Source organism: Paraburkholderia phenazinium (assembly GCF_900141745.1).
GTDB classification, from domain to species: domain Bacteria; phylum Pseudomonadota; class Gammaproteobacteria; order Burkholderiales; family Burkholderiaceae; genus Paraburkholderia; species Paraburkholderia phenazinium_B.
Genome location: NZ_FSRM01000002.1, coordinates 3,182,534 through 3,206,304, shown reverse-complemented (window position 1 = coordinate 3,206,304; position 23,771 = coordinate 3,182,534). Strand labels below are relative to the sequence as shown.

25 protein-coding genes and 1 pseudogene are annotated in these 23,771 nt (G+C 61.8%); 20 read left to right on the top strand and 6 right to left on the bottom strand.

Features of this window, described 5'->3' with window-relative positions:
* The first annotated feature begins 194 nt into the window (after positions 1-194).
* Positions 195-818, top strand: a complete 624-nt coding sequence (locus tag BUS06_RS38450) for a hypothetical protein (protein WP_254369049.1) — start codon at positions 195-197, stop codon at positions 816-818.
* A gap of 36 nt (positions 819-854) precedes the next feature.
* On the opposite strand, the gene BUS06_RS34170 is transcribed toward BUS06_RS38450, so the two are convergent.
* Entirely contained in the window at positions 855-1,529 is a 675-nt protein-coding gene (locus BUS06_RS34170; protein WP_074268676.1) for an HAD family hydrolase, read from the bottom strand.
* A 137-nt stretch (positions 1,530-1,666) separates the two neighbouring features.
* Positions 1,667-2,989, bottom strand: coding sequence for a DNA topoisomerase IB (locus tag BUS06_RS34165; protein ID WP_074268675.1), 1,323 nt, complete (start codon positions 2,987-2,989; stop codon positions 1,667-1,669).
* Positions 2,990-3,199: 210 nt separating this feature from the next.
* Here BUS06_RS34165 and BUS06_RS34160 point away from each other — a divergent pair, with 210 nt between their 5' ends.
* The 5 genes from BUS06_RS34160 (at position 3,200) to BUS06_RS34130 (ending at position 6,741) form a co-directional block, all read left to right on the top strand.
* Positions 3,200-3,550 carry a chemotaxis protein gene (locus tag BUS06_RS34160; protein WP_074268674.1) on the top strand — a complete coding sequence of 117 codons (351 nt, stop codon included), beginning with the start codon at positions 3,200-3,202 and terminating at the stop codon, positions 3,548-3,550.
* 116 nt (positions 3,551-3,666) lie between these two features.
* Positions 3,667-4,218 (top strand): type 1 glutamine amidotransferase domain-containing protein, encoded by a 552-nt coding sequence (locus BUS06_RS34155; RefSeq protein ID WP_074268673.1) that lies wholly within the window; start codon positions 3,667-3,669, stop codon positions 4,216-4,218.
* 319 nt (positions 4,219-4,537) lie between these two features.
* Entirely contained in the window at positions 4,538-4,879 is a 342-nt protein-coding gene (locus tag BUS06_RS34145) for a DUF1488 family protein (protein WP_074268671.1), read from the top strand.
* Positions 4,880-4,941: 62 nt separating this feature from the next.
* Complete coding sequence (locus BUS06_RS34140) at positions 4,942-5,523, top strand: glycine zipper domain-containing protein (protein ID WP_074268670.1); 582 nt, start codon at positions 4,942-4,944, stop codon at positions 5,521-5,523.
* A 765-nt stretch (positions 5,524-6,288) separates the two neighbouring features.
* Positions 6,289-6,741 carry a PA2169 family four-helix-bundle protein gene (locus BUS06_RS34130; RefSeq protein WP_074268668.1) on the top strand — a complete coding sequence of 151 codons (453 nt, stop codon included), beginning with the start codon at positions 6,289-6,291 and terminating at the stop codon, positions 6,739-6,741.
* A gap of 115 nt (positions 6,742-6,856) precedes the next feature.
* Here the strand turns inward: BUS06_RS34130 and BUS06_RS34125 are convergent, their stop codons facing one another.
* Complete coding sequence (locus BUS06_RS34125; protein ID WP_074268667.1) at positions 6,857-7,189, bottom strand: BON domain-containing protein; 333 nt, start codon at positions 7,187-7,189, stop codon at positions 6,857-6,859.
* 528 nt (positions 7,190-7,717) lie between these two features.
* Between BUS06_RS34125 and BUS06_RS34120 the strand changes: the two genes are divergently transcribed.
* The 9 genes from BUS06_RS34120 (at position 7,718) to BUS06_RS34080 (ending at position 17,208) form a co-directional block, all read left to right on the top strand.
* Positions 7,718-9,226, top strand: coding sequence for an RNA polymerase factor sigma-54 (locus BUS06_RS34120; RefSeq protein ID WP_074268666.1), 1,509 nt, complete (start codon positions 7,718-7,720; stop codon positions 9,224-9,226).
* 105 nt (positions 9,227-9,331) lie between these two features.
* A complete protein-coding gene (locus BUS06_RS34115; protein WP_074268665.1) occupies positions 9,332-10,531 on the top strand; it encodes a pyridoxal phosphate-dependent aminotransferase in 1,200 nt (399 codons plus the stop codon).
* 157 nt (positions 10,532-10,688) lie between these two features.
* On the top strand, positions 10,689-11,360 hold the full coding sequence (locus BUS06_RS34110) for a lytic transglycosylase domain-containing protein (protein WP_074268664.1): 672 nt from the start codon (positions 10,689-10,691) through the stop codon (positions 11,358-11,360).
* A gap of 126 nt (positions 11,361-11,486) precedes the next feature.
* Positions 11,487-12,260 carry an SDR family oxidoreductase gene (locus BUS06_RS34105; protein WP_074268663.1) on the top strand — a complete coding sequence of 258 codons (774 nt, stop codon included), beginning with the start codon at positions 11,487-11,489 and terminating at the stop codon, positions 12,258-12,260.
* A gap of 120 nt (positions 12,261-12,380) precedes the next feature.
* On the top strand, positions 12,381-13,280 hold the full coding sequence (locus BUS06_RS34100; RefSeq protein WP_074268662.1) for a LysR family transcriptional regulator: 900 nt from the start codon (positions 12,381-12,383) through the stop codon (positions 13,278-13,280).
* A gap of 217 nt (positions 13,281-13,497) precedes the next feature.
* On the top strand, positions 13,498-14,229 hold the full coding sequence (locus BUS06_RS34095; protein WP_074268661.1) for a FadR/GntR family transcriptional regulator: 732 nt from the start codon (positions 13,498-13,500) through the stop codon (positions 14,227-14,229).
* A gap of 270 nt (positions 14,230-14,499) precedes the next feature.
* Positions 14,500-15,243 carry a (Fe-S)-binding protein gene (locus BUS06_RS34090; protein ID WP_074268660.1) on the top strand — a complete coding sequence of 248 codons (744 nt, stop codon included), beginning with the start codon at positions 14,500-14,502 and terminating at the stop codon, positions 15,241-15,243.
* The gene (locus tag BUS06_RS34085; RefSeq protein ID WP_074268659.1) at positions 15,240-16,631 is read left to right on the top strand and encodes a lactate utilization protein B; all 1,392 of its coding nucleotides are present in this window, start codon (positions 15,240-15,242) and stop codon (positions 16,629-16,631) included. The genes BUS06_RS34090 and BUS06_RS34085 overlap by 4 nt, the downstream gene beginning before the upstream one ends.
* On the top strand, positions 16,618-17,208 hold the full coding sequence (locus tag BUS06_RS34080) for a LutC/YkgG family protein (RefSeq protein WP_074268658.1): 591 nt from the start codon (positions 16,618-16,620) through the stop codon (positions 17,206-17,208). The genes BUS06_RS34085 and BUS06_RS34080 overlap by 14 nt, the downstream gene beginning before the upstream one ends.
* Here the strand turns inward: BUS06_RS34080 and BUS06_RS34075 are convergent.
* Positions 17,192-18,220, bottom strand: a complete 1,029-nt coding sequence (locus BUS06_RS34075) for an MFS transporter (RefSeq protein WP_254369047.1) — start codon at positions 18,218-18,220, stop codon at positions 17,192-17,194. The genes BUS06_RS34080 and BUS06_RS34075 overlap by 17 nt on opposite strands.
* A gap of 623 nt (positions 18,221-18,843) precedes the next feature.
* Here BUS06_RS34075 and BUS06_RS34070 point away from each other — a divergent pair.
* Positions 18,844-19,209, top strand: a complete 366-nt coding sequence (locus BUS06_RS34070; protein WP_074268657.1) for an RcnB family protein — start codon at positions 18,844-18,846, stop codon at positions 19,207-19,209.
* A 121-nt stretch (positions 19,210-19,330) separates the two neighbouring features.
* Here the strand turns inward: BUS06_RS34070 and BUS06_RS34065 are convergent, their stop codons facing one another.
* Complete coding sequence (locus BUS06_RS34065) at positions 19,331-19,729, bottom strand: lipocalin-like domain-containing protein (protein ID WP_429433237.1); 399 nt, start codon at positions 19,727-19,729, stop codon at positions 19,331-19,333.
* A 74-nt stretch (positions 19,730-19,803) separates the two neighbouring features.
* Positions 19,804-20,787, bottom strand: a pseudogene (locus BUS06_RS34060) (aldo/keto reductase).
* Positions 20,788-20,922: 135 nt separating this feature from the next.
* Here BUS06_RS34060 and BUS06_RS34055 point away from each other — a divergent pair.
* The 4 genes from BUS06_RS34055 to BUS06_RS34045 all read left to right on the top strand — a co-directional run bounded on the left by BUS06_RS34055 (position 20,923) and on the right by BUS06_RS34045 (position 23,548).
* On the top strand, positions 20,923-21,825 hold the full coding sequence (locus BUS06_RS34055; protein ID WP_074268656.1) for a LysR family transcriptional regulator: 903 nt from the start codon (positions 20,923-20,925) through the stop codon (positions 21,823-21,825).
* A 53-nt stretch (positions 21,826-21,878) separates the two neighbouring features.
* Positions 21,879-22,094, top strand: a complete 216-nt coding sequence (locus BUS06_RS37660) for a hypothetical protein (protein ID WP_143787700.1) — start codon at positions 21,879-21,881, stop codon at positions 22,092-22,094.
* Positions 22,095-22,195: 101 nt separating this feature from the next.
* The gene (locus BUS06_RS34050) at positions 22,196-22,528 is read left to right on the top strand and encodes a hypothetical protein (protein WP_074268655.1); all 333 of its coding nucleotides are present in this window, start codon (positions 22,196-22,198) and stop codon (positions 22,526-22,528) included.
* Between the two features lie 165 nt (positions 22,529-22,693).
* Positions 22,694-23,548, top strand: coding sequence for a methyltransferase domain-containing protein (locus BUS06_RS34045; protein ID WP_143787699.1), 855 nt, complete (start codon positions 22,694-22,696; stop codon positions 23,546-23,548).
* Positions 23,549-23,771: the final 223 nt, after the last annotated feature.

Genomic DNA, 23,771 nt, shown 5'->3' with positions numbered 1-23,771 from the left:
CAACCCATGACACAGCGCGTAAAAAGCGTCGCGCAGATTGCAATTCTTGCGCGATGGGCGACGGTGGCTGAGGCGTCGCGGACGAAATATGGCCGCGGCAGGGCACGTATTCGGTAGTTTGCTAAATCGGCCCGTTTCTTGCTGCGTTGCACAGCAACCAGGGCAGTAAACACCGTATCTTTTTCGGAATCAGCATGACCGCGGACAGATTCAATGCGCGCGCCCCCTCGTGTCACGGTCCTCGCCGTGACACCGACAGCCAATCCCCGACCGGCCGAACCGTTGTGCGTGAGCCGGCGTCCGCACAACCGGTCAGGACCCCGCAGGCGCAGATCCAGCAGGCGCAGCAGATCCAGCAGTCCCAACACTCCCCGCAGTCCCAACACCCGAATGCAACGCGTTCCGCGACCCAGTCTGCTCCGCAGCAAATCAGCGCGCTGCAGATTCTGATCGCGTTGCTCGTGACGCCGCTTGCCTGGCTTGCTCAGGTGAGCATCGCCGAGATGGTGCTCGGGCAGCGCTGTGTGGCCGGCGCGCCGCTATTCGTCGTGCACGCCATGGCCTGGACACCGCTTACAGTCGCCGCGGCGAGCGTTGTCTGCCTGATATTCGCCGCGTTTGGCACATTCGTGGCATGGCGCAACCTGTGGCGTACCGCGCACATTCCGTGGCGCTTCCCCGCAGCCCTCAAAGGCACACGGGCCGAACGCGACTGGTTTTTGTCGAGAATCTGTGCGATGTCCAGCACCATGTTTATCCTCGGCCTGATTGCCACCGATGTCGCGATGCTGGTCATCGCACCGTGCAGCCCGTGGTAGCCGCAGCGGCGCGAAGACGACACGAGAACTAGCCCGTCACGGCCGTGCGGCCACCTCGTCGAGATGCAGCAGCAGATCGGCGGGGTCTTCGTAGACGCGCAACGCGCCGGCACGTTCGAGTTCATCCTGACCGTAGCCACCCGACAGCACACCAACTCCCAACGCGCGGCAGCGCTGCGCGGCCAGCATGTCCCAGATGCTGTCGCCCACCACCACGCTTTGCTCAATCTGCACGCCCAGGCGGTGCGCCGCGGCAATGAACAGATCGGGATCGGGCTTGGCGTATTTGACGGCGTCGCGCGTAACGACCACCGTTTTCTCAGGATCGACCCCGAGCGCAGCCAGATTTACGGCGGCGGTTTCCATGCGGCCGCTCGTCGCGATGGCCCAGCGTGTGCCGCTCTCGGTCAGAGCGGCGAGCAGTTCGCGAGCGCCGGGTAACGGCCGCACCTGGTTGCCTAGTTTTTTGTAGGCCTCGGCATGCGCGTGCCGCAAGTGCTCGATGCGCTCCGCGCTCATTTCGCTGCGCGTCTCGCGCAGTAGCTGGTTCGTGAAGAGGCCGCCACTCATGCCGATCTTGCGATGGATGCGCCATACCGACAGTTCGATTCCTTCCTGATCGAGCGCCTGCTTCCACGCAAGGACGTGTTGATAAACGCTGTCGACGAGCGTGCCGTCGAGATCGAACAGAAAGGCGGTCTGGATGCGCATGGTGTTCCTCCGAAAACGGTTGAGCGATAGTGCCAGGAAAGTGACGAAATCCATGAGGCACTATGGTGCACCTTTGCGAGCGAAAGCGGGGGTGGAAATTGGCGCGGCCGGCTAGGTGCGGCCGGCCAGGTGCGCCGTCACGTCGTAGTCGGCCGGGCCTGCCGCGACGCCGTGCGGGCCGAATTGCGCACGCGCGTGACGCGTGGCGCGTTCGGCGTGCCCGACGATTTCCTCATGGCGCGAGATTTGGTAAGGAGTGCGGTGAGTTGTGCGTCGCTCACGGAATTCGCCGTATCAACCGCCTCGCGCGCGAGCGTCGTGGTGGCCGGAGCACTCGACGAGCGGCGCTTGCGCGAACCGTTAGCCGCCTGTCGGGCCGCCTGCTTCGCGCTGCGCGAGAGCAGGATCGCGAAAGCCGCTTCGTCGACCCGCAGACCTCGCCGCGGCCGGCAATTCGCGATGCCTTGCAGTTCATCGGCTTCGAACGCGGCAATCACAGCCGGATGGATATAGCAGCGTCTGCACACAGCTGGCGTATTGCGCAACAGCGCGGCCACTTCTTTCACCGTCGCCACCACATGCCGTCTTGCCTCCGCCGCGCTATCGCACAGCAGACGGCGCAGCGCAGCGAACGCATACACGCTGCCAGCCCACGTCCGATAATCCTTGGCAGTGAAATCGGCATCGCTCGCGCGTTTCAGATAGTCGTTGATCTCGGCCGAGCCGACCGTGTGACGCGTACCGTCCTCATCGACGTACTGAAACAGATCGTGCCCGGGCAACTCGGCGCAGCGAAGCACGATGCGCTTCACGCGTGGATTATCGATGGTCACGTCGTGTTCGATACCGCTCTTGCCGCGAAAGCGGAAGCGAACTCGGCCTGCCTCCACTTTCAGATGCTTTTTGCGCAACGTCGTAAGTCCATACGACTGATTGTCGCGTGCATATTCGGCGTTACCGATCCGGATCAGCGTGGAATCGAGCAACTGCACGATGGCAGCAATTACCTTGTCGCCCGGCATGCCGCGAAGCTTCAGATCGCGTGACACGCGCGCGCGAATTTTTGGCAAGGCCCGGCCGAATGCCGTCATGCGTTCGTATTTGTCGGCGTCGCGCGTCTCGCGCCAGCGCGGGTGGTAGCGGTACTGCTTGCGTCCTCGTGCATCGCGGCCAGTTGCCTGGATATGGCCGCGCGGGTCAGGGCAGATCCAGACGTCGGCATAAGCAGGGGGAATCGCCAGTGCGTTGATACGGGCAATTTCATCGGCATCCTCGATCCGTTTGCCCGCGACATCGAAATAGGCAAAGCCCTCTTTAAGCAGCTTGCGCGAGTAGCCGGGACGTGTGTCGTCGGCGTGCCGCAAGCCGCTGGGCATTGCGCTTTGCGTTGCTGCCGTCGCACTTGTGCTGGCAGCGACGGTCGCGGACTGATGTCGGGCAGATCGGGGCGGGGCGGTCATGGTTGCCTTTAATCCATGTAGTAAGTGGCGCAGCCAGGTGGACTCATTTATCAACTCAACTCAGCCTGTCCGACTCAACCTCAACCACGTCGATCAACCAGGCGATCCATGCATTCGCCTCAAGCAAGGGCAGTGCCCGTCCGCGACACCGCGTGCGGAACACTCCTTGCGGCGCTTCAGTGCAGGTGTCGAAAACCCAAGGAGGTTGAAATGAGCAGCACCCTGAATCCTGATGAGGAACCGCAACACGAGGTTCGTGAGACGGCCAGTTCGACCGGCGCGTTAGGCCCGAGCGACTCCTCCGACAGTGGCAGCGACGTGGCCGGCGCGAAGCGTCACGTGTTCGATGTGGACTCGGAACTCGACAACCACGCGCTTGAAACCGGCGACGCCGAACTTCGCAGCGACACGGACCGCCATGGCACCGGCGAACGCGCCGCGGCGGACGGCGACGCCACGCTCTCTCCCGACGCGGACATCGTACCGGACCGCGTCGACGACCCGTTTGCGCCCGACGTATCAGACGATCTCGACGATCCGGATGCAGCGCGTCCCGCCTGACGTTGCACGGGCACAGCTCTTGCTCGATACCTCTGGAAACGGACTGAACGAGTTCAAGGCGAGACCCGGCGCAGCGCCGGTCGATTCATTTTCATGCTCGCAAAGGAGAAACATTGATGGCTAAGTCACTTCAAGGCTGCAAGGTAGCAGTCCTCGCATTAGACGGCTTTGAGCAGGCAGAACTGCTGGAGCCGCAACGCGCGCTCGCCGAGGCCGGCGCAACGGTTCATGTGATCTCGGCAAAGCCGGGCAAGATCCAGGGCTTCAAACATGTCGATATAGGCGATTCGGTCGCAGTCGACACTACGTTTGACAAGGCCACCGCGGCCGAATACGACGCTGTCGTCTTGCCTGGCGGCGTGGTGAACGGTGACGCGATTCGCTCGCTGCCGCAGGCGCAAGCCTTCGTGAAGGCCGCCAACAGCGCGCACAAGCCGATCGCGGTGATCTGTCATGGCACATGGCTGCCGGTATCGGCGGGCATCATCAAAGGCCGCACGGTGACGAGCTGGCCCAGCCTGCAGGACGACATTCGCAACGCCGGTGGTACATGGGTCGATCAGGAAGTGGTCGAGGACGACAACTTCATCACCAGCCGCAAACCCGACGATCTGCCAGCCTTCAACAGAACGTTGATCGCACAACTGACCAAGCGCAGGGCCGCTTAAGGGTGGCTATTGCGTTGAGCCCCTGAAACGGGTCAGCCGGTGGCAATGGCTGGCCCGCAATCGGCCGATGAACTGGGAGAAAGTGCATGAGATTCCGGTATTCCATACAAGCCATGATCGCGGCGATGGGACTGGGCGCCGCCTTGCTGGCCGCCATGCAGACGCAAGCTGGCGCCGCCAGCCAGGCGAAGCCCGGCGCGCGGGTTTTTGCGGCTCAGACTTCTCCGCAGACCGGCCCACAGCGCAGTGCGAACACTCAACAGTTTGCCACCAGAAACCTGAGTAGGCCCCACGTGAAGACATTCGAACCGAGCGCGCCATGAACGCCATTATTCTGCCGCGGCCCGCCTACGAGGACGCCACCATGCACATTACTTTTCCTGACGAAGCACCGGGGTTCGACGGCTCCAGTCTGACCGTGCAGTTCACGGCACGCGTCGACGGCGAACCGGTTATTTGTGCAATCACAGCGGAGGCGCTGGAGGATCATTTCGGCGCGGAGTCAGCGCTCGAGGACGCCTTGCTTGGCGCATTCAGGCAGGGCCGCCGGCGGATTCATTCGGTGTGCGCAGAGGCGCTTGACCAAAGCGAAGGAGCAAGCGTAATACTGCATAGCGGACTGTTCCGCGTCGAGGGAATGGAATCCGGCCACGACCGGTAGACACTTGTCAGGACCGCGAAAGGGTATGTCTGTAATCATTTTCCGCGATGAAAGGAGGATCTATGTCACTCATCGTCGCAGCACGTTTCACCACGTTTCCGGCCGCTGAAGATGCAGCCCAACGTCTTTTCAACAGCGGTTTCGTCGAGGAGGACGTGACGCTGTTTTTCGTCAATCCGACCGGACAGCATGCGCGTTATCCGATTGGCGGCGATACCGCCACGGACGCCGGTTCCGCGGAGGCGCCCAAAGGCGCGGGCAAGGGCGTGACGATCGGCGCTGTTCTGGGAGCGGCAGTGGGCGTCGGCATCTTTACCGTGTTTTCGGCGCCGCTGCTCGTATCGGTTATCGCAGCGGGAGTGGGCGCCTATGTCGGCTCGCTGGTCGGCGCCATGTCGCATACGCGCAGCGGGGGCAGGTTAGGGCGCCACGGGACACAGCAGCACGAAACGCGCGATTCAGGTGTGCTGCTCGCGGTACATGTTTCGCCGGATAGCCAGTACGACGCTGCGCGTATCTTGCGCGATACGGGCGGTGCGGCAATCGAACGTGCGAACGGACGTTGGCAACGCGGCCGTTGGGCCGATTTCGATCCCACGCGTCCGCCGGAAACGATGCCTGAACTCAATGAGAAGCATGCCTAAGCGAGCTTAACGACGGCGGGGCCACAAATAACGCAGGGCTACTCATGGCCCGCGCATAAAAGAAGCGGCGGTCGCAATCGATGCGGCCGCCGCGCTTTCTTTATAGCCCGGATTTCTTATACCCAGATACGTAGGGCCGTTTGCTGTGGGTGGGCCGCTCCGTCCACCGAACGTTCGCCGCGCATAGTCTCGCAAGCCGCTGGCGCCAACCCCTGGTGCGTTGTGCCGCAGCTCATTGTTTGTGCGGCACTTTGCGGCGCAGTCCTCAGTACGTATTCACGGACCTGCATGGCAGCAGCCGACGTGACGATTGCCACCGCCAGCAGAAACTCGGCTCTCCTGATCTTCATGATGAGGCTCCCTTTGTCGTTGCGTGCCCATTGATTTTCGATTGCGGAGGGCTCGTCCTGTCTCGCAGGAGGCGCACACCGGTGCGGGCAGCACCATGGATACAGCAACATCTATGCCATTGCATTGCATTCGCTCGCAGGCCCGGTAGAAGGCCGTCCGAAGCCAGTTCGAGGGACGTTTGGCACGCCGCCGGATGTCTGCGCACGATTGCCGCCGGGCAACATTTACGCGGCTGGGTAACTTTGCCAAACGCGGTTTGCGGGCAAGCGCGGGCCGCGGAGGCTTGTATGCGCTATCGCTCCACACCCACCGTGAGGACGCCCGCGAGCCCAGCCCGGGCACACGTCATGCGGCATTGAATGGGAGCCGCTGCCACCGGCAGCGGGCCGATGAACTATGAAACGGAGGAATGCAATGTCTACCAACGTGACCGCTGTATTGAACGATCTGGTTGAAACATCGAAGGACGGCGAGCGTGGCTTTCGCAAGGCTGCCGAAGACGCGCACGATGCGCAACTCAAGTCGCTCTTTGTCTCGCGTGCCGACGACTGCACACGCGGTGCACGCGAGTTGCAGGACCTGGTCCAGAGACTGGGCGGCAAGCCGGAAACTGGCGGCACCGTGAGCGGTGCGCTCCATCGCGGCTGGACAGACGTCAAGAGCGCCGTGGCCGGTCGTGACGACCACTCGATCCTCGCGGACTGTGAAAAGGGCGAGGACGTAGCGAAGAAGCATTATCACGATGCACTCGACAAGGAGTTGCCGGCCGACGTGCGAATCGTGGTGGAAAAGCAGTATCAGGGCGTTCTGTTGAATCACGATCGCATTCGCGATCTGCGTGACCAGTACGCGGCTGCCAAGCACTAAGCCCAAACGCCGCGCATTAAAAGCCCAAAAGCAAGGGGCCGTCCGCAACGCGGATGGCCCCTTTTTCATCAGGACACCGCCGAAGCGATGTCCGAACGAATAGTTGCTGGCGGCTTTACTCGGCCACCACCTTCAAATGGTTCTTCACGCTCGCCACGCCATCGACGTCTTTCGCGACTTCCGCTGCAGCGGACTTGTCATCCGAGGTCGGCACCGTACCCGTGAGCCACACCACGCCCTGGCGGGTCTTCACGTGAATATGCGTCGACTTGACGTTCTTGGCGCCGAGCAGATCGGCCTTCACCTTGGTGGTGATGGTGCCGTCGTCGACGTGCTGGCCAATCGTTTCCGAGCTGGCGGACGGTGCATTGGTCTGGGCCGAGGCGTTCAGGGCAAAAGCGACACAGGCAGCGACGCCAGCGGTCTTCAGAAAATGGATGGTCTTCATATAACTGCTCCTTCGTGTTGTTGATAAGAGATGCGGTCTTGTTACCTATGCGGTCGATCGCAACTGGATGCCAGCCGCCGATGACACGCGTGGGATCGTTGCCGCTACGGTTCCGTCAGGGCCGTTAATCGACACCGGATACGCGACTCATTCACTTGACGCTGGTTGCGCATGCGTTGGCGCGGCGCGCTTGTCATTTGACTGAGGTTTATCCGTCCACACGACCATAGCCGCAAGGAGTGTGCCCAACGGTGTGAGTTTGCTTCGCAAAGGGCGGACATGGGTCGCCTGGAGGGCGTGTAAGCCTGCCGGGACTGGTGTGGCGGCCCGCGGAGCGGGCCTGTAAAAGGCGTCGCCGTCCGCTGCGCATTTTTCCGGCCAATTGTAAAAAATGGCGCCGCAAGCGACCTGCCTGAGCCTGGCGAAAAAGCAAAGATGAGAAAAAACAGCGGTTTGCGCGAGCTGGTACGACAGTTGCTCTGGTAGTGCCAAGCCTCTTTTTTAGAACTATCCCAAGGACTGACTACAATGCCGCCTTCAATTGAACTACGCACAAGGCAATCACTGGCACTGACTCCGCGGTTACAGCAGTCAGTGCGGCTATTGCAGTTATCGTCCCTCGAGTTCCAGCAGGAGTTGCGTACTGCGCTCGACACCAATCCATTTCTCGAGTACGACGCGACCGACACGGAAGACGTTGCGCTCGCAACCTCTTCGACCGGCGACGATAGCATCCCGGTTGCGGCTGGCGACACCGTCAGCGCGAGCGAGCCCGATACGATGCTCGACACTGCAGTAGCTGATTCGCGCGAGAGCATGGCGTCGGATGAATCGTCGGGCGACATGTCGTCCGGTGACTTCTCAGGCGAATTCTCCGGTGACTCGTTTAGCCGCAACTCGTCGCGGCAGAACGGCGATTCCGAGGGCAGCGACCCGGCCGAATGGGCACGCTCCCAACCTTCGCTGCGCGAACAGTTGCACGACGCGCTGCGGCTGTACCGCCTCGACCAGCGTGACCGTGAAGTTGCCCGGTTCGTGATCGAAGCGCTCGACGACGACGGCTACCTGCGCCAGGATCTCGCGGATCTGGCCGCAATCGTGGAACTCGAACCGGCTTTGACGGAAGAGGAATTGCTGGTGGCGCTGCGCCTCGTGCAGTCGCTCGATCGTCCGGGACTCGGCGCACGTTCGCTCTCCGAGTGTCTCGAGCTGCAACTGCATGCGATGCCCGTCGACGTGCCGGGTCGCGATGTCGCCCTGCAGATCGTCCAGCATCATCTCGAACGTCTTGCGCGCCGCGAGCAGGCCGAATTGCAAAAGCAGATTGGCTGCTCGGCGGAAGAACTGCGCGTGGCTTGTGCCCTGGTGCGCAAACTCGATCCGAAGCCAGGTAATTTCTATGGCCGCACGGAAGACAACTATGTCGTGCCGGACGTGATCGTTCGCCAGGTGCGTAATAAATGGATTGTGAATATTAATCCGGCTGTGCAGCCGCGCGCGCGGATTCACCGCATGTATGCCGAGCTGTTCGCGCAGTCAGCCGGTGCAAGCCGTTCGCCGCTTGCACAGCAACTGCAGGAGGCACGCTGGCTGATCCGCAACGCACAACAGCGCTTCGATACGATTCAACGCGTGGCCGAATGCATCGTCGCGCATCAGAAGGCGTTTTTCCAGTACGGCGAGATCGCGCTTAAACCGATGGTGCTGCGTGACGTCGCCGAAGAACTTGGCTTGCACGAATCCACCATCTCGCGCGCGACGGGCAACAAGTATATGGCGACGCCGCGAGGCATCTTCGAATTCAAGCATTTCTTCCCGCGCGAACTGGGCACCGAAAGTGGCGGCACCTGTTCGGCTGCGGCTGTCCGTGCGCTGCTCAAGGAAATGATCGCCGCGGAAAACACCAACGATCCGCTGTCGGATGTGACCTTGGCTCGCATGCTCGCCGAGCAGGGCGTGCTGGTCGCACGGCGGACAGTGGCAAAGTACCGCCATCTGATGAAGGTGCCGCCGGCTGAGTTGCGTCGTCAGCTTTGAGCAAATCTCGCAGGCTTCTCCCTTGCACATTGTTCGCAACGATGGACGTTTTGCCCACTCCCCATTACATTGATGGCCGGACAGGTTTTGCCGTGAGGAGTGGGGATGAAGTATTCAAGTCTGGTCGAGCGCCTGCAGGGCAAGCGCACGTCCGCATGGGAGATTCACCATGCCGCGCAACAGGCGCGGGCGAGAGGCGAAGATGTGATCGTGCTGAGCGTCGGCGATCCGGACTTCGCGACACCTGAGGCGATCGTCGAAAGGGCAGTCGAAGCGCTGCGCGGCGGCGACACGCACTACACCACGGTGGTTGGGCGTGAGCCGCTACGGGCGGCGATTGCCCGCGAACACACCCGCACCACTGGCCGTTCCGTCGGCGTCGAAAACGTGATGTTGTGCGCCGGCGCGCAGAACGGCATTTTCGCCGCGGCGCTGTGTCTTTGCGAACCCGGCGACGAAGTGATCGTGCCGGAGCCGCTCTATCTGACCTACGAAGCCTGTGTGCGGGCCTCGGGCGCTACGCTGGTGCCTGTGCCCGTCGACCCGGCTCGTGGTTTTCATCTGGATTGCGATGCGCTCAAAGCGGCTATCACGCCGCGCACCAAAGCGATCTTCTTTGCCACTCCGTGTAACCCGACCGGCGTCGTGATGCCGCGTGCCGATCTGGAACGCATCGCGCAACTCGCTCGCCAGCATGATCTGTGGGTCGTGTCCGACGAGGTGTATGCCGATCTCACCTTCGAGCGCGAGCACGTCAGTATCGCCTCGCTCGAAGGGATGGCCGAACGGACCGTGACGATCGCGAGCCTCTCGAAGTCGCATGCGATGGCGGGTTGGCGCGTAGGCTGGGCGATCGGGCCGGCCGAGCTGATCGGGCATCTCGGGCGGCTCGCGTTATGCATGCTGTATGGCCTGCCTGGGTTTATCCAGGAGGCCGCGCTTGTGGCGTTCGAGCACAAGGCGCAGATCGTCGCGGACATGCGCGAAGTCTACCGGCGCCGCCGTGACGTCGTGTATGAGCGCTTGAGCCGGGTGCAGGGACTGCGCTGTCTGTTGCCCGAAGCAGGCATGTTCATGATGGTCGACGTCAGCGGCTGCGGTCTCGATACGGTCGAATTCACCTGGCAACTGTTTCGCGCTCAGGGTGTCTCGCTGCTCGACGCAAGCGCGTTCGGCGAGACGGCCAACGGCTTCGTGCGGCTCGGCTTTGTGGTCGACGAAGCTCGTCTGGCCGAAGCCTGCGACCGGATCGCGGCCTTCGTCGCGGGTCTGCAGGTCCGGGCACCGGCGCTGAACGCCGGCTGAGGCGGTCTTGTCGCAGCGATTCTCGCGCTGCGATCTTGATGCCTTGTTGTAATGCCTTGTGTTTTGATGTCCTGTTTACGTCGGGCAGACACGTTTTTGTTCGCCCGATACGTCGTTCCACGTATTGTTCATCGCACGCGAATAGCCAGCGGGCGATATGCAGAACAGCCAGACGAACAGGGGAAGGGAAAACCGCACCACACGGGCCACACGAGTAGTGGGCCTGACGCTCGGCGCGTTGACACTGTCATTTGCGAGCGCGATGCAGGCGGCCGAAGCGCCGCGTATCACGGATGCGCCGATGCTCGATGCACCGCACGTTGCTGCCCCGGTCATGGCGAGCCAACCGCCTGACGGCTCCAACGCATCGGCACTGGTTGAAATTGCAACTATCCTGTCGGGACAATTTCGCGTGGCGCGCGGTGAATCCACCACCATCGCGCAAGCCGTGCTCGATGCGGCGAATCGCTTTGCGATGTCGCCGGTGCTGCTGCTCGGCGTGATCGCCACCGAATCGGGCTTCAACCGACGCGCGGTCAGCACCGCCGGCGCGAAAGGTCTGATGCAGGTGTTGCCCTCGGCGCATCCGCAACTGGTGTCGGGCGGCAAGGATCTGTCCGACCCCGTCGTCAACGTGACCATCGGCTCGTCGATCTTGCGCGGCTATCTGGACGCCTCGGGTGGCGATCTCAACGAGGCCTTGTCGCGCTACAGCGGCGGCGGCAAAGGCTACGCGCGGCGCGTGGCCTTGCATATGCAGCAGTTCTCCGCGCGATTGCAGGCGCAGCCCGATGGATTCGTGAAGGTCGCGCTGGTCGAGCCGCGCTGAAGCGCTGCTTGTTGCTTCGCGCAGATTGTTCACGATTGCTGGATTTTCCATCCAGCCGCGACCGGCCAATAGCGGCGCTTGCCGCTCCTATACTGTGACTCCCCACTCAATGTCCCGGAGGATGTCATGGCAGATCACTCTCTCAACGGTAAGGTGGTCGTGATCGGAGGCGGTGCAAAGAACCTGGGCGGGCTGATTTCCCGTGAGCTCGCCAAGGGCGGCGCGGCTGCGGTCGCGGTGCACTACAACAGCGATGCGACCCGCGGCGCCGCGGAAGAAACCGTTGCCGCCGTGCAGGCCGCCGGCGCGAAGGCGATTGCGGTGCAGGGCGACCTGACCCAGCCCGCCAACGTTACACGGCTGTTCGACGAAGCGCTGAAGCAGTTCGGCAAGATCGATATCGCGGTGAATACCACGGGCATGGTCATCAAGAAGCCGATCGTCGAAGTGACCGAGCACGACTACGACACGATCTTCGCAGTCAATTCAAAGGCGGCGTTCTTCTTTCTGCAGGAAGCGGGCAAGAAGCTGGCCGATAACGGCAAGGTTGTCACTATCGTGACCTCGCTGCTGTCGGCTTACACGCCGTTCTATTCGATCTATCCCGGCAGCAAGGCGCCGATCGAACACTACACGCGCGCTGCTTCGAAGGAGTTCGGCGAGCGCGGCATCTCGGTGAACGCGATCGGCCCGGGTCCGATGGATACGCCGTTTTTCTATCCGGCTGAATCGAAAGAGTCCGCTGCCTATCACGCAACCGCCGCCGCACTCAGCAAATCGACGAAAAGCGGCCTGACCGAAATCGGCGATATCGCACCGATTGTCAAATTCCTCGTCACCGACGGTTGGTGGATCACAGGGCAGACGATCTTTGCCAACGGCGGGTATACGACGCGCTAACTGTCAGGCCCGGCGCATTCGACCTATGCCTTGGCTTCCCGAGTCTTTGACGTTGCTTGTGCCTATGCAGCATTCATGCTTCAGTCTGGTTCGTGACAAAGCAAATGGAGCCGGACTTCAATGGATCAGGTCGACCTGCTGCGGGTCTTCGTGCATGTCGCCGATATGCGCAGTTTCATCAAGACGGCCAAGGCGCTGAACCTGCCACGCGCAACGGTCTCGCTCGCCGTGCAGCAACTGGAGCAGCGCATGGGCGCGCGTCTGTTGCACCGGACCACCCGGCTCGTTCAACTGACCCCGGATGGACAGACGCTGCTCGAACGCAGCCGTAGCTGGCTCGCGGATGCGGATGCGATCGACGGATTGTTCCGCAAGGCGCCCACCGAGATCGCGGGGCGTTTGAGCGTCGACGTGCCGAGCCGGATCGCCCGGCGGCTCGTGGCGCCCGCGTTACCGGCCTTCTTCGAGCGCTATCCGAACGTACAGGTGATGCTGGGCTCGACCGACCGGCCGATCGATCTGGTTCAGGAGGGCGTGGATTGCGCGATCCGCGTGGGACCGCTCGACAGCACGAGCCTCGTCGCCCGGCCGCTTGGTGCGCTGACGCTGATCAACTGCGCCAGTCCCGCCTATCTGGCCAGGCATGGCGTGCCGAACACACCCGAGGATCTGCCGAAGCACTGGGCGATCGATTACGCGTCGGCAGGCGGCGCGCGCATTGCCGCCTGGGAGTATCGAAGCGGCGAGCAGACCATCAATATGCCGATGCGCAGCCGGGTTACCGTGAACAACGCGGAAACCTATATCGCCTGCTGCCTGTCGGGCCTGGGGTTGATTCAGATTCCGCGCTACGACGTGCAGGAGCACCTCGAAGCGGGTGAACTGGTCGAAGTGTTGCCTGCATGGCGCGCGGCGCCGATGCAGGTCTCGGCAATCTATCCGCATTGGCGGCACCGCGCGGATCGGGTCGAAGCGTTTGTGAGCTGGTTGATTAGTCTGTTGCAGAGCCGATTCGATTGAAGGGTGCTTTAGCGGGGTTCTTTAACCGGCGCCATTCAAGCGCGGTGTGTGCAAACGGCAACGGCCGCTCTCATGGCCTCTCAGGTGCCATAAAGAGCGGACGCTATAATTGCCCCAGGCAGTTGCGGCCGCCGTCTCCAGAAGCCACCCCTGACGCGCCGGCCGGCCTTGTCCACCAACGCAGCGCGTCACACCCTCTACCGCTACGACCTTGCCCATGCAATTTCATCCGATCCAGTCCTTCACGCGCAAACGGCTGTCCGACGTCGTGTCCGACCAGATCAAACGGCTGATCTCGGACGGCGCGTTGATGCCGGGCGACCGCCTGCCCGCCGAGCGCGATCTGGCGACCCAACTGGGCGTATCGCGTCCATCGCTGCGGGAAGCGCTGATCCGCCTGGAGGCGGACGGCTATATCGAGACCTCGGGGCGGGGCGGTTTTACGGTGGTGGACGTGACGGCGCCGATCATCTCGAAGCCATTGGCGGAGCTGCTGCTGCAGAATCCGCGCACCAGCGCCGACATTCTCGAACTGCGCCAGGGGCTTGAATCGATCGCGACGGTGTACGCAGCCGAGCGCGCCACCGCTGCCGATCTCAAGAAGATCCGCAACGCTTTCGAAGAACTGAAAACCTGCTCCCTCTCCGACGACCGCACGAACCTGCCGGAGCTGGACGCCGCCTTTCACCTGGCTATCGCCGATGCGACGCATAACGTGGCGCTCGCGCATGTGATCCACGGTATCCATACGCTGATTCGGGAAGGGATGCGGCAATACCATCGGCTGATCGATTACGACGATGCCAAGGAGCGTCAACTGTTGACGCAGCACCAGGCGATCTTCGACGCCGTGATGGCACGTGACGCCCAGAAGGCGCGCAAGGCCGCCGAGCGCCATCTGACGTTCGTACGCGAACTGTATGAAGAAGAGGCGGCCAAGCCTTCCTGACGCTGCGGGGCGGTACTCGCGCTGAGGGCGCGGTAAGTCCAGTCCATTGCGGTCGCGTCAAGGCTGGCACCCAAAGGCTGGCGCCTAAATTGACACGTTTCTCCAACTTCCTTATATTCTTGGTCAGACCAACAAGACCAGTCATACAAAAAGCGTACTTGGGCGGCCAGCAGCACGTCGCCGGACTGGAATCCGCAGTAGAGTAGGCACATGCGCCCGCATCCGGAGCGCAGCGCTTCGTCCCCTCAAATATGCCGGCCCCTCGATTCCATGAAAGTCGCTCTTTTCATACCCTGCTTTATCGACGCGTTCTATCCGGAAGTAGGCATCGCCACCCTTGAATTGCTTGAGCGCTTCGGCATCGAGGTGGACTATCCCCAGGAGCAGACCTGCTGCGGCCAGCCAATGGCGAACAGCGGCGCCCAGGCCGAAGCGGCCGGCGCGGAGAAGGTCTTTGCGCGCAATTTCGCGGGATACGACTACATCGTCGGACCTTCGTCGAGCTGCATTCATCACGTGCGCGAGCATCTGACTGCAATCGAGCAAACCTCCGAGGTGAAGAAGGTACGCGCCGTCGCCTATGAACTGGTCGAGTTTTTGCACGACGTGGTCGGCGCCCGTGACTTTCCGTGGGCTGAGTTTCCACATCGGGTAGGGCTTCACAACAGCTGCAGCGCGTTGCGGCATCTGAAAGAGGCGTCGGTCTCGGAAATCGCCGGCACGCCGTTTTCAAAACCGCTGGCCTTGCTGAAGGGCGTCAAAGGCATCGAATTCGTCAAGCTCGCCCGTCCCGATGAATGCTGCGGCTTCGGCGGCACCTTCTCCGTGACGGAAGAGCCGGTATCGGTCCGCATGGGGCAGGACAAGGTTCGCGATCACCTGAACGCCGGCGCGGAGTACATCGTCTCTGGCGATATGTCTTGCCTGATGCACCAGCAAGGTTGCGCGGAGCGGATGAAAGCGGACGCACGTTTTATCCATATCGCGCAGGTTTTGAACGGAGCACGCGAATGAGCCGGATCGATCACGCAAAAGCCGCGGGCGCTTTCATCGCCAAGACGGAGCATGTGGCGTTTCATGACAAGCGTCTCTGGGACCTGCGCGAAAAGCGCGATGCGCAGGCGCACAACATCGCCGAATGGGAAACGCTGCGCGAGCTGGCCTCGGGCATCAAGGAACATACGCTGTCGCATCTGTCCGAGTATCTCGAACAGTTCGCCTCCGCGGCGGAAGCGAACGGCGTGACCGTGCACTGGGCGGCAACCGCGGAGGAGCACAACGAGCTGGTCTACCAGATCATGTCCGGACGCGGCATGACGACGCTCGTCAAGAGCAAGTCGATGCTCACGGACGAGTGTGCGATGCGCGAATATCTCGAGCCGCGCGGCATCACGGTGATGGAGACGGACCTCGGCGAGCGCATCCAGCAACTCGACCACCAGGATCCGAGCCATATGGTGGTGCCCGCCGTGCACAAGCTGCGCGCCGATGTCGCGCAACTGTTCGGCCGCACGATCGGCACTGATCCCGAGAACAGCGATATTCACTACCTCGCCGAAAGTCAGCGGATGAATACGCGGCCGTATTTCGTGCGTGAGAAAACGGCCGGCATGACGGGATGCAATTTCGCAGTGGCGGAAACGGGCACGGTGGTGGTCTGTACCAACGAAGGCAACGCGGATCTGTCGGCCAACGTGCCGCCGCTGCATATTGCCTCGATCGGCATTGAAAAACTGATTCCGAAGGTCTCGGACCTTGGCGTGTTTGTGCGCATGCTCTCGCGCAGCGCGCTCGGCTCGCCGATTACGCAATACACGTCGCACTTCCGCGCACCGCGTCCGGGCACCGAGATGCACTTTATCCTCGTCGATCATGGCCGCTCGGAGCGGCTTGCGATGCAGGAGTTCTGGTATTCGCTCAAATGCATCCGCTGCGGCGCGTGCATGAACACCTGTCCGGTGTACCGGCGCAGCGGCGGTCTCTCATACGGTGGTACGTATTCAGGACCGATTGGCGCGATCATCAACCCGACCTACGACCTGAAACGCTATAGCGCGTTGCCGTTTGCTTCCACGCTCAATGGGAGTTGCACGAACGTCTGCCCGGTGAAGATCAATATCCATGAACAGATCTACAAGTGGCGGCAGGTGATTACCGAGCGCCATGAAGTGCCGTTCGTGAAGCAGGAAGTGTTGAAGATGGCCGGGCGTCTGCTGGCGAGTCCAACGCTGTACCGGGCGACGGTGTCGTCGATGGGCGGCGCATTGCGGCGTCTGCCGAATTTCGTGCTGTATAACCCGCTCAATATCTGGGGCCGGCAGCGCGAATTGCCGGAGGCGCCGAAGCTGACGTTTCACGCGTGGTACCGGAAGAATCGTGGAGGTGGCGATGGCAACGCGTGAGGCTTTTCTCGCGAAGGTACGCGCGGCGCAGCCGGAGGCGCGCGAGCGTCCCGAGGTGCCGCTGTTCGCATCGACCGGCGGCGACCTGCGGGCGCGTTTCACCGCGGCGTTGGCGGGCATGGGCGGAACGTGTGTCGAGGCCGCTTCGGGCGCCGACGCGCTTGCGTTGATCCGCGAGCGTTTCGGCGCGCAGGCTTCGGTGTGTTCGGCTACGTCCGAAGTACCGGGCACGCGCCCGTTGAGCGCCGACACACCACCGGTGTCGCTGCAGGACATCGACGTGGGCGTCGTGCGGGCCCGCTTTGGCGTCGCGGAGACCGGCTCGGTGTGGTTCAGCGAGCAGGAATACGTGGTCAATGCGATCGGTTATATCGTGCAGCATCTGGTCGTGCTGCTCGACCCTGCACAGATGATCGATGGATTGCAGGACGTCTACCGGCGGCCGGATTTTCAGCGTGCTCGATATGCGGCGCTGGTAACGGGGCCGTCGGCCACGGCCGATATCGAAGGTGTGCTGATTCGCGGCGCACAAGGCGTGCGGTCGTTGACGGTGGTGTGGCTCAGCGCGCCGCATTGACGCTAGGGGTCGCGCGCAAACTGCTGAGCGCGAGGCCCGCGAGCGTGCCGGTCACAAGCAACGTGAACAGATAGAGTCCGCCTGGACCTGCGAGTCCCATGAGCGCCGACGCCAAAGTCGGCCCCGCGCTCGCGCCCAGCGAGAAGATCAGCAGCAGCCCGGCACTGACGGCGATACGCTGGCCGGCCGGAATGCAGTCGTTGACGTACGACGTCGCCACGCCGTACAGCGAGAACACCACGCTGACATACACGTACCCAAGCACCTCGACCAGCGTGCCGCCAGGCAGCACGAACAGCAGCAGGCTGCACACCGCAGCAAGCGCAGTAATTGACAGGATGACGATGCGCCGGTCGAACAGATCGGCGAGCCTCGCAACCGGCCATTGCGGCAGGAGCGCCGCAAGCAGCGCGAAGCCCATGAAGTGCGAGACGTCGGTGACCGAATAGCCGAGCCGGCGCATGAACACCGGCTGCATTGTATAGAAACCGCTGTTCAGCAGACCGGCGGCGAGGCAGCCATACACTCCGAGCGGCGCCCATCTGTAGACCGTGCTCAAGCCCGAGAGTCCGCGTGCGAGACGCGAACCGCCGCTGCTCTCAGGAGCCTCCGTCGGAGCAGTCGGCACGGGTGCGTTACCGGCCAGTGCAACCGGTATCAGTGAAGCGGAAAACAGCGCGCTGACGAGGCTGAAGAGGGCGAAGCCGGCTGGATCGGCGAGGCTGATCAGAAACTGCCCCGTGCCGACACCCAGGTAGTTCGTGATCATGTACGCGGAAAATACCCGTCCGCGCTGCGCGTTACTGGCCGACTGATGCAGCCAGCTTTCCACCACCGTGAAAATGCCGACGAGGCAAAAGCCCATCACAAAGCGCAACGCAGCCCACGTCGCGGCCGAACTCCACGCAGCATAACCGAGCGCGCAGCATGCCGAGACCGCGGCGAACGTGACAAAGGCGCGATGATGTCCGACCCGCCCGATCAGGCCGCCGCCCCATAGCGCGCCGACCATGAAGCCGATGTAAATAAGCCGATTGCACTACGCCGACCACCAGCGACGGCGTCTGCTGCTGGATCAGCCGCAGCGAGATGAGCGTGCCCAGCAGGCCATTGCCGGTAATCAGAATCGCGTAGCCGAACAGCAGTATGGCGGTCGCCTGCAGGCCGCTGGCGGGTGCCGGTGTGCTTGCAGTTGCGGAGGTACTTGCAGGGTAGGCAGGGTGTGCTGCGATAGACGGCGTGGACGGCAGACCGGCCGCCGCGTCGCGGATCCAGGATTCGTTGACCGGTTTCATCGTATGCGTTGGGAGCCATGCAAGGGTGCTGTTTCTGGTGCAACACATGTTGGCCCAGGTCAGGTACCCGAAGCAATTGCTGCAATTCACACAATTGATGTGGTCGCGGTGGTAGCGTCGAATGTCAAACATTCTTAGAACGCGCTTCGAAGCAGCCGAAATGTGCCGATCGATTTGAGCCTGCACGCGTTCTTATGACATCATTTGCCGGCGTCCGACGTTGACCCCCGCCAGGCGATCCATTTCGCATAGCGACACGGTCAAGACGCAACTGGCGCTTTGCCCCGTCTGGAGCTGGAGCGCCAAACCGCTATTCCGTCATTCACTCTGAGGCGAAACCATGAAGTCGACATTTGCCGTACCGTTTTTGATCGTATCGTTACTGGGTACGTCCGTTGCCGCTATTGCCCAGCCGCACAATGATGATCACGGCCAGCGCCCGGTTCAGCGTGGACATGGCCGCGGACCTGCACCGCATGAGGCGTCGATGGGCGGCCCTGGAGGTCCGGTTCCGCACAACGATTGGCACAAGGGCGAACGGTTGCCGGCGGAGTACCGCGATCGTAACTACGTGGTCGACGACTGGCATGACCACGGCCTTCAGGCGCCGCCGCGCGGATATCAGTGGGTCGGTGTGAACGGCGACTACGTGCTCGCCGCCGTCGCAACCGGCGTTATTGCCAGCGTCCTGCTCAACGCGCATTAAGCGACCGGGCTGAGAACGATGGTTGCCGATGCCGGCAACAGGTTTGCGTTCTATCGGTTGTGAGGTCTGCCGTTCGTTGTCTCGAGCGGCAGACCTGCTGTGATTGTTTGCCTGATCCCCTTCAGTCCACCCGTCGCCACACCGAAATCGGCACATCGCCATTCGGGCGAGGTGTCACGCGGTAGCTCAATTCACCGTCCTTAAGTTCGTAGCTTCGCTTTTGCGACTGTCCTTCCCAATTGGGAAAGGACGCGTTCTCTACATGGACCGTCAAGGTTCCATTAACCGGGCCGACGCTGATCGTACCGAAGTGGGTGCTGGAACCCATGACGGCCTCTTTATACTCGGCCGGTGTTCCCGCGCCCTTGTCGCCCGAAGCGAATTGCGGGCGTTCCGCCTTGAAAATCTGCAGCGAATAGTGTCCCTGAGAGTCGATCAGCAGCAGTCCCTTGTTTTGCATACCGGGCGCGCAGATGCACCGCCGGCTTTGGCGCAATTGAAGCGGGTTGTGATGGAGAATGCGACGGCTAACCTTGGTTCGTAGGGTTCTGACTATGTCAGCGCGTTGCAGCGCGCGCTGAACCGTTCGACGCTCTAGCGATCCACGCGCTGCTGCATTTGCGCCGGGTAACGATCCCCGACTACCTTGATCTGCTTAAGCGCCGCTTCAATCGCCGACAGATCGTTACCCGACAGTTCGACGGCGGCGGCGCCGATGTTCTCTTCCAGCCGATGCAGTTTGGTCGTCCCAGGAATCGGCACGATCCACGGTTTTTGCGCGAGCAGCCACGCAAGCGCGATCTGCGCACGGGTCGCACCCTTGCCGTCGGCGATCTGTCCGAGCACTTCGACCAGATGAGCATTGGCCTTACGGTTCTCTTCCGAGAAACGCGGCACGATGTTGCGGAAGTCGCCCTGGTCGAAGGCGGTGGTCTCGTTGATCGCACCGGTTAGAAAGCCCTTGCCTAGCGGGCTGAATGGTACGAAGCCAATCCCGAGTTCCTCGAGCGTCGGAAGCACACTCTCCTCCGGCTCGCGCCATCACAGCGAATACTCGCTCTGCAACGCGGCCACCGGTTGCACGGCATGCGCGCGGCGGATCGATTGGGCGCCCGCTTCGGACATGCCGAAGTGCTTGACCTTGCCCTGCTGGGTCAGATCCTTGACGGCGCCGGCCACATCTTCGATCGGCACGTTCCGGTCGACGCGATGCTGGTAGAACAGGTCGATGCGATCGGTCTTCAGACGCTTCAGCGAAGCCTCGGCCACGGCACGGATGCGCTCGGGCCGGCTGTCGGTCGGCAGCTTTGAATCGCCGTCCTGAAAGCCGAACTTCGTGGCGATCACCACTTCGTCGCGCATCGGAGCAAGGGCTTCGCCCACCAGCTCCTCGTTGGTGAACGGGCCGTAGCATTCGGCGGTATCGAAGAACGTGACGCCTCGTTCAAAGGCGGTCTGGATCACCTTGATGGCTGCGGACTTTTCGGTGGCTGGCCCAAAGCCAAAACTCAAACCCATGCAGCCGAGACCGAGCGTCGATACCTCGAGACCGCTGTTTCCCAGTGTGCGTTTTTGCATGTCCATTCTCCCTTCGAAAATTGCGGGCGGCCGCCTGCCCCGAGGGGCGGTGCGATGTATGAAGGTATCTTAGGCTGTTGTATGTTGCTCAACAATCAGGCTAGACTTGCACAGCATATTGAGGAGAATTCAACTATGCCGCGTGCCGGCCTGTCCGAGCTGACTGCTTTCATTGCCATTGCCGAGCATCGAAGCTTCCGCGCAGCGGCGCGCACGCTCGGAGTCTCACCGTCGGCGCTGAGCCATTCAATGCGAGGTCTGGAGGAGCGGATAAACGTGCGACTGTTCAATCGCACGACCCGGTCCGTCGCGCTCACCGAAGCCGGCGAACAACTTCTGCGGCGCGTTGGACCTGCCGTCGCCGATCTTGAAGACGCGGTGAACGAGGTTGCTTCCACGCGCGATCGTCCGTCGGGCTCAATCCGGATTAGCGCATCGGAGTCGGCGGCAAGGCCGCTCGTGCGCCATGTGCTTCCGGAGTTTCTCGCGGCTTATCCAGACATCCATGTCGAGTTCGTGGTGGACACGCGATTGGTGGATATTGTCGCGGACGGTTTCGACGCCGGCATCCGGGTGCTTCAGGACGTACCGCGCGACATGATCGCGATTCGCTTCGGACCGGATATGCGGTTCGCGGCTGTGGCATCGCCTGAGTATCTGTCGCGTCATGAGTCGCCAAAAGAACCGCACGATCTGAAGCAGCACCGTTGCATTCGCTTTCGCTTTGAGAGCGGAGCGCTGTACCGCTGGGATCTCGAGCATCGTGGCAAAACAGCGAGCATCGATGTCGACGGGCCGATGACACTCGGCAGCCTTAATCTGATGGTCGAAGCAGCGCTGGCCGGCATCGGGATCGCGTGGGTGCCCGAGTATCAGGTCGCCGAGCTCCTGGCGTCGGGCCATCTGGTTCATCTGCTGCCTGAGTGGAGTCCGTCGTTTCCTGGGACGTGTCTTTACTATCCCGCCAATCGTCATCCGCCGATCGCACTCAGGTTGTTTGTTCAGGCGGTGCGTGAGTGGGCGAGCCGGTCGCAATAGTCTCTGGCTTTACCGCTTGCTCATATCGAGTCCTGACCGTGGAAACAAAGGTGATGACGAACGGCATTTCATGTCCTATGCATCAGATCGCCTCGCGACATCCGACACGATCCGTTGAAATGTCGCACAAGCACAACATGCATCAATTGACAGACCACGCATTCAAAGAGAAACTCGGCGTCATGATTTCGAACCTCATCCCAGCATTCGCGCTGCAAGGCGGCGAGGGTTTCCGCAAGGACACCCTGGGGGAGGCTCGTTCGCTTTAGATTTACAGGTACAAGCGTCGATCAACAGGCCTCTCCGGAAACGGATGAGGCCTGTTTTGTTTGTACCGTCTCCGTTTCCGACCTTACTAACGGAGATATCTATGAACACGAAAACATCGACCCCCGCCCGTGACGGCGAGTCCATCCAAACGATCTACCCGACCCGGCGTCCCACCGGGTCAAGCGTCGACAACGACTTCCACACCCGGCATCAAGCCGAGCGAGCGATGACGATAGCGCGATCACGGATGTTCTATCCGTTCGAATACTGGGCGCATGGAAGCCCGAGCATTCAGGCCGACGTGGAAGACTCGCCGGCTGACTCACGTCCCGGTCGCGCAATCGAAAGTCGATCCTTCAAGCGGCCGGTGATCCTTGCCGGATGGCTGCAAGATCTCGCGATGCATTTGTTCCACCGGGTGCGCGGGCCTTGAAACGGTGCGGCCCGCGGACTCGTGACTAACGGGTTCCGCGGGCCGCGACCGCCAACGTTGTCTTGTCGCATTACAACCAACCTATGGCGGCAGTTTGTCGCCTGACGGCGCGATCATGTCTGGAGGATCCGGGATTTCCCGGAACACTTCAGACGGCGCCTCCGAATGACTCTAAGAAGCACGCTTAAACAGCCATTCCTGAATGGCGTAGCGAAACTGCCCGACTTCATGCAGCGCGCAATGCTAACGCCACAGTTGCGCCGCATCTGCATTCGCGTGCCGCTGCTGCGCGCGGTGTACTCGGGCTGTCTGCGCCGTCATCCCTTCGACCTGCAATTTGGTATCGATACCAGCGGCCTGGTGGACGCATTCGCGTTGCAGCGCGATCCGCTCCTTGCCGATCAACTGAGTCCTTACATGGGCTCACAGCCGACCATCATTCGCCGCGCGCTCGATACGCTCGGCGATATCGCCGGCTATACGTTCGTCGACATCGGCTGTGGCAAGGGCCGGCCACTGATCGTCGCGTCCGAGTATCCGTTCGCGCGGGTACTGGGCTACGACATTAGCGTCGACCTCGTGAAGACCGCGAATGAAAACGCGGCCGCCATTGCGCGACGCTTTCCGGCACGTGCGCCGATCCGCGCGGTCGTTGCGAATGTCGCCGACATGGCTGTGCCGTCCGGCAACGTAGTCGTGTTCATGTTCAATCCGTTCGGCCCTGAATTGATGACCACGCTGCTGCACAAGCTCGAAGAGGCGCTCGCGAACGGCGCAATCCAGCATCTTTTCCTTGTCTACGACAATCCGGTCTGCGGCGATGTGTTCGACGGTTCGGAACATTTAAAGCGCTGGTTTGCGACGATGTTCGACTACGATCAGCACGAACTGGGTTTCGGACCGGAGGAGCGGGAAGGCGTCGTCATCTGGCAAAGCGTGCGCGGTGCGCGGCCCGATGCTTTTGCCGACCGCAATCGTCGCATTACGACTAAAGACAAACTCAGCGCGGCCGTTGAATAGCGTCGAACGGCCATTCGGCGCTGCGCGCGACCATGCCTGCACATTGCCCGGCGCTCCGCCAGGTCTTGTCCGCCAAAATCCAGAAACGGCCGAAACCATAGGTCGCGCGCGTGTGCTTTTCGTTCGACACTATGCGCTGCCGCCAGACCACCTTTACCCCTCCGCGTAAATTGCCCGTTATGGCAGGACGGCAAATCCGCCACGGGGCATGCGCTGCAAAATA

Excerpts from the sequence above, each read along its gene's own strand:
- BUS06_RS34050 (WP_074268655.1), top strand. The coding sequence starts at position 22,196 with ATGAACACGAAAACATCGACCCCCGCCCGTGACGGCGAGTCCATCCAA.
- BUS06_RS34075 (WP_254369047.1), bottom strand. The coding sequence starts at position 18,220 with ATGGTCGGCGCGCTATGGGGCGGCGGCCTGATCGGGCGGGTCGGACAT.
- BUS06_RS34085 (WP_074268659.1), top strand. The coding sequence starts at position 15,240 with ATGAGCCGGATCGATCACGCAAAAGCCGCGGGCGCTTTCATCGCCAAG.
- BUS06_RS34115 (WP_074268665.1), top strand. The coding sequence starts at position 9,332 with ATGAAGTATTCAAGTCTGGTCGAGCGCCTGCAGGGCAAGCGCACGTCC.
- BUS06_RS34110 (WP_074268664.1), top strand. The coding sequence starts at position 10,689 with ATGCAGAACAGCCAGACGAACAGGGGAAGGGAAAACCGCACCACACGG.
- BUS06_RS34140 (WP_074268670.1), top strand. The coding sequence starts at position 4,942 with ATGTCACTCATCGTCGCAGCACGTTTCACCACGTTTCCGGCCGCTGAA.
- BUS06_RS34125 (WP_074268667.1), bottom strand. The coding sequence starts at position 7,189 with ATGAAGACCATCCATTTTCTGAAGACCGCTGGCGTCGCTGCCTGTGTC.
- BUS06_RS34070 (WP_074268657.1), top strand. The coding sequence starts at position 18,844 with ATGAAGTCGACATTTGCCGTACCGTTTTTGATCGTATCGTTACTGGGT.
- BUS06_RS34090 (WP_074268660.1), top strand. The coding sequence starts at position 14,500 with ATGAAAGTCGCTCTTTTCATACCCTGCTTTATCGACGCGTTCTATCCG.
- BUS06_RS34095 (WP_074268661.1), top strand. The coding sequence starts at position 13,498 with ATGCAATTTCATCCGATCCAGTCCTTCACGCGCAAACGGCTGTCCGAC.
- BUS06_RS34055 (WP_074268656.1), top strand. The coding sequence starts at position 20,923 with ATGCCGCGTGCCGGCCTGTCCGAGCTGACTGCTTTCATTGCCATTGCC.
- BUS06_RS34155 (WP_074268673.1), top strand. The coding sequence starts at position 3,667 with ATGGCTAAGTCACTTCAAGGCTGCAAGGTAGCAGTCCTCGCATTAGAC.
- BUS06_RS34105 (WP_074268663.1), top strand. The coding sequence starts at position 11,487 with ATGGCAGATCACTCTCTCAACGGTAAGGTGGTCGTGATCGGAGGCGGT.
- BUS06_RS34160 (WP_074268674.1), top strand. The coding sequence starts at position 3,200 with ATGAGCAGCACCCTGAATCCTGATGAGGAACCGCAACACGAGGTTCGT.
- BUS06_RS34120 (WP_074268666.1), top strand. The coding sequence starts at position 7,718 with ATGCCGCCTTCAATTGAACTACGCACAAGGCAATCACTGGCACTGACT.
- BUS06_RS38450 (WP_254369049.1), top strand. The coding sequence starts at position 195 with ATGACCGCGGACAGATTCAATGCGCGCGCCCCCTCGTGTCACGGTCCT.
- BUS06_RS34080 (WP_074268658.1), top strand. The coding sequence starts at position 16,618 with ATGGCAACGCGTGAGGCTTTTCTCGCGAAGGTACGCGCGGCGCAGCCG.
- BUS06_RS34145 (WP_074268671.1), top strand. The coding sequence starts at position 4,538 with ATGAACGCCATTATTCTGCCGCGGCCCGCCTACGAGGACGCCACCATG.
- BUS06_RS34130 (WP_074268668.1), top strand. The coding sequence starts at position 6,289 with ATGTCTACCAACGTGACCGCTGTATTGAACGATCTGGTTGAAACATCG.
- BUS06_RS37660 (WP_143787700.1), top strand. The coding sequence starts at position 21,879 with ATGACGAACGGCATTTCATGTCCTATGCATCAGATCGCCTCGCGACAT.
- BUS06_RS34165 (WP_074268675.1), bottom strand. The coding sequence starts at position 2,989 with ATGACCGCCCCGCCCCGATCTGCCCGACATCAGTCCGCGACCGTCGCT.
- BUS06_RS34170 (WP_074268676.1), bottom strand. The coding sequence starts at position 1,529 with ATGCGCATCCAGACCGCCTTTCTGTTCGATCTCGACGGCACGCTCGTC.
- BUS06_RS34045 (WP_143787699.1), top strand. The coding sequence starts at position 22,694 with ATGACTCTAAGAAGCACGCTTAAACAGCCATTCCTGAATGGCGTAGCG.
- BUS06_RS34100 (WP_074268662.1), top strand. The coding sequence starts at position 12,381 with ATGGATCAGGTCGACCTGCTGCGGGTCTTCGTGCATGTCGCCGATATG.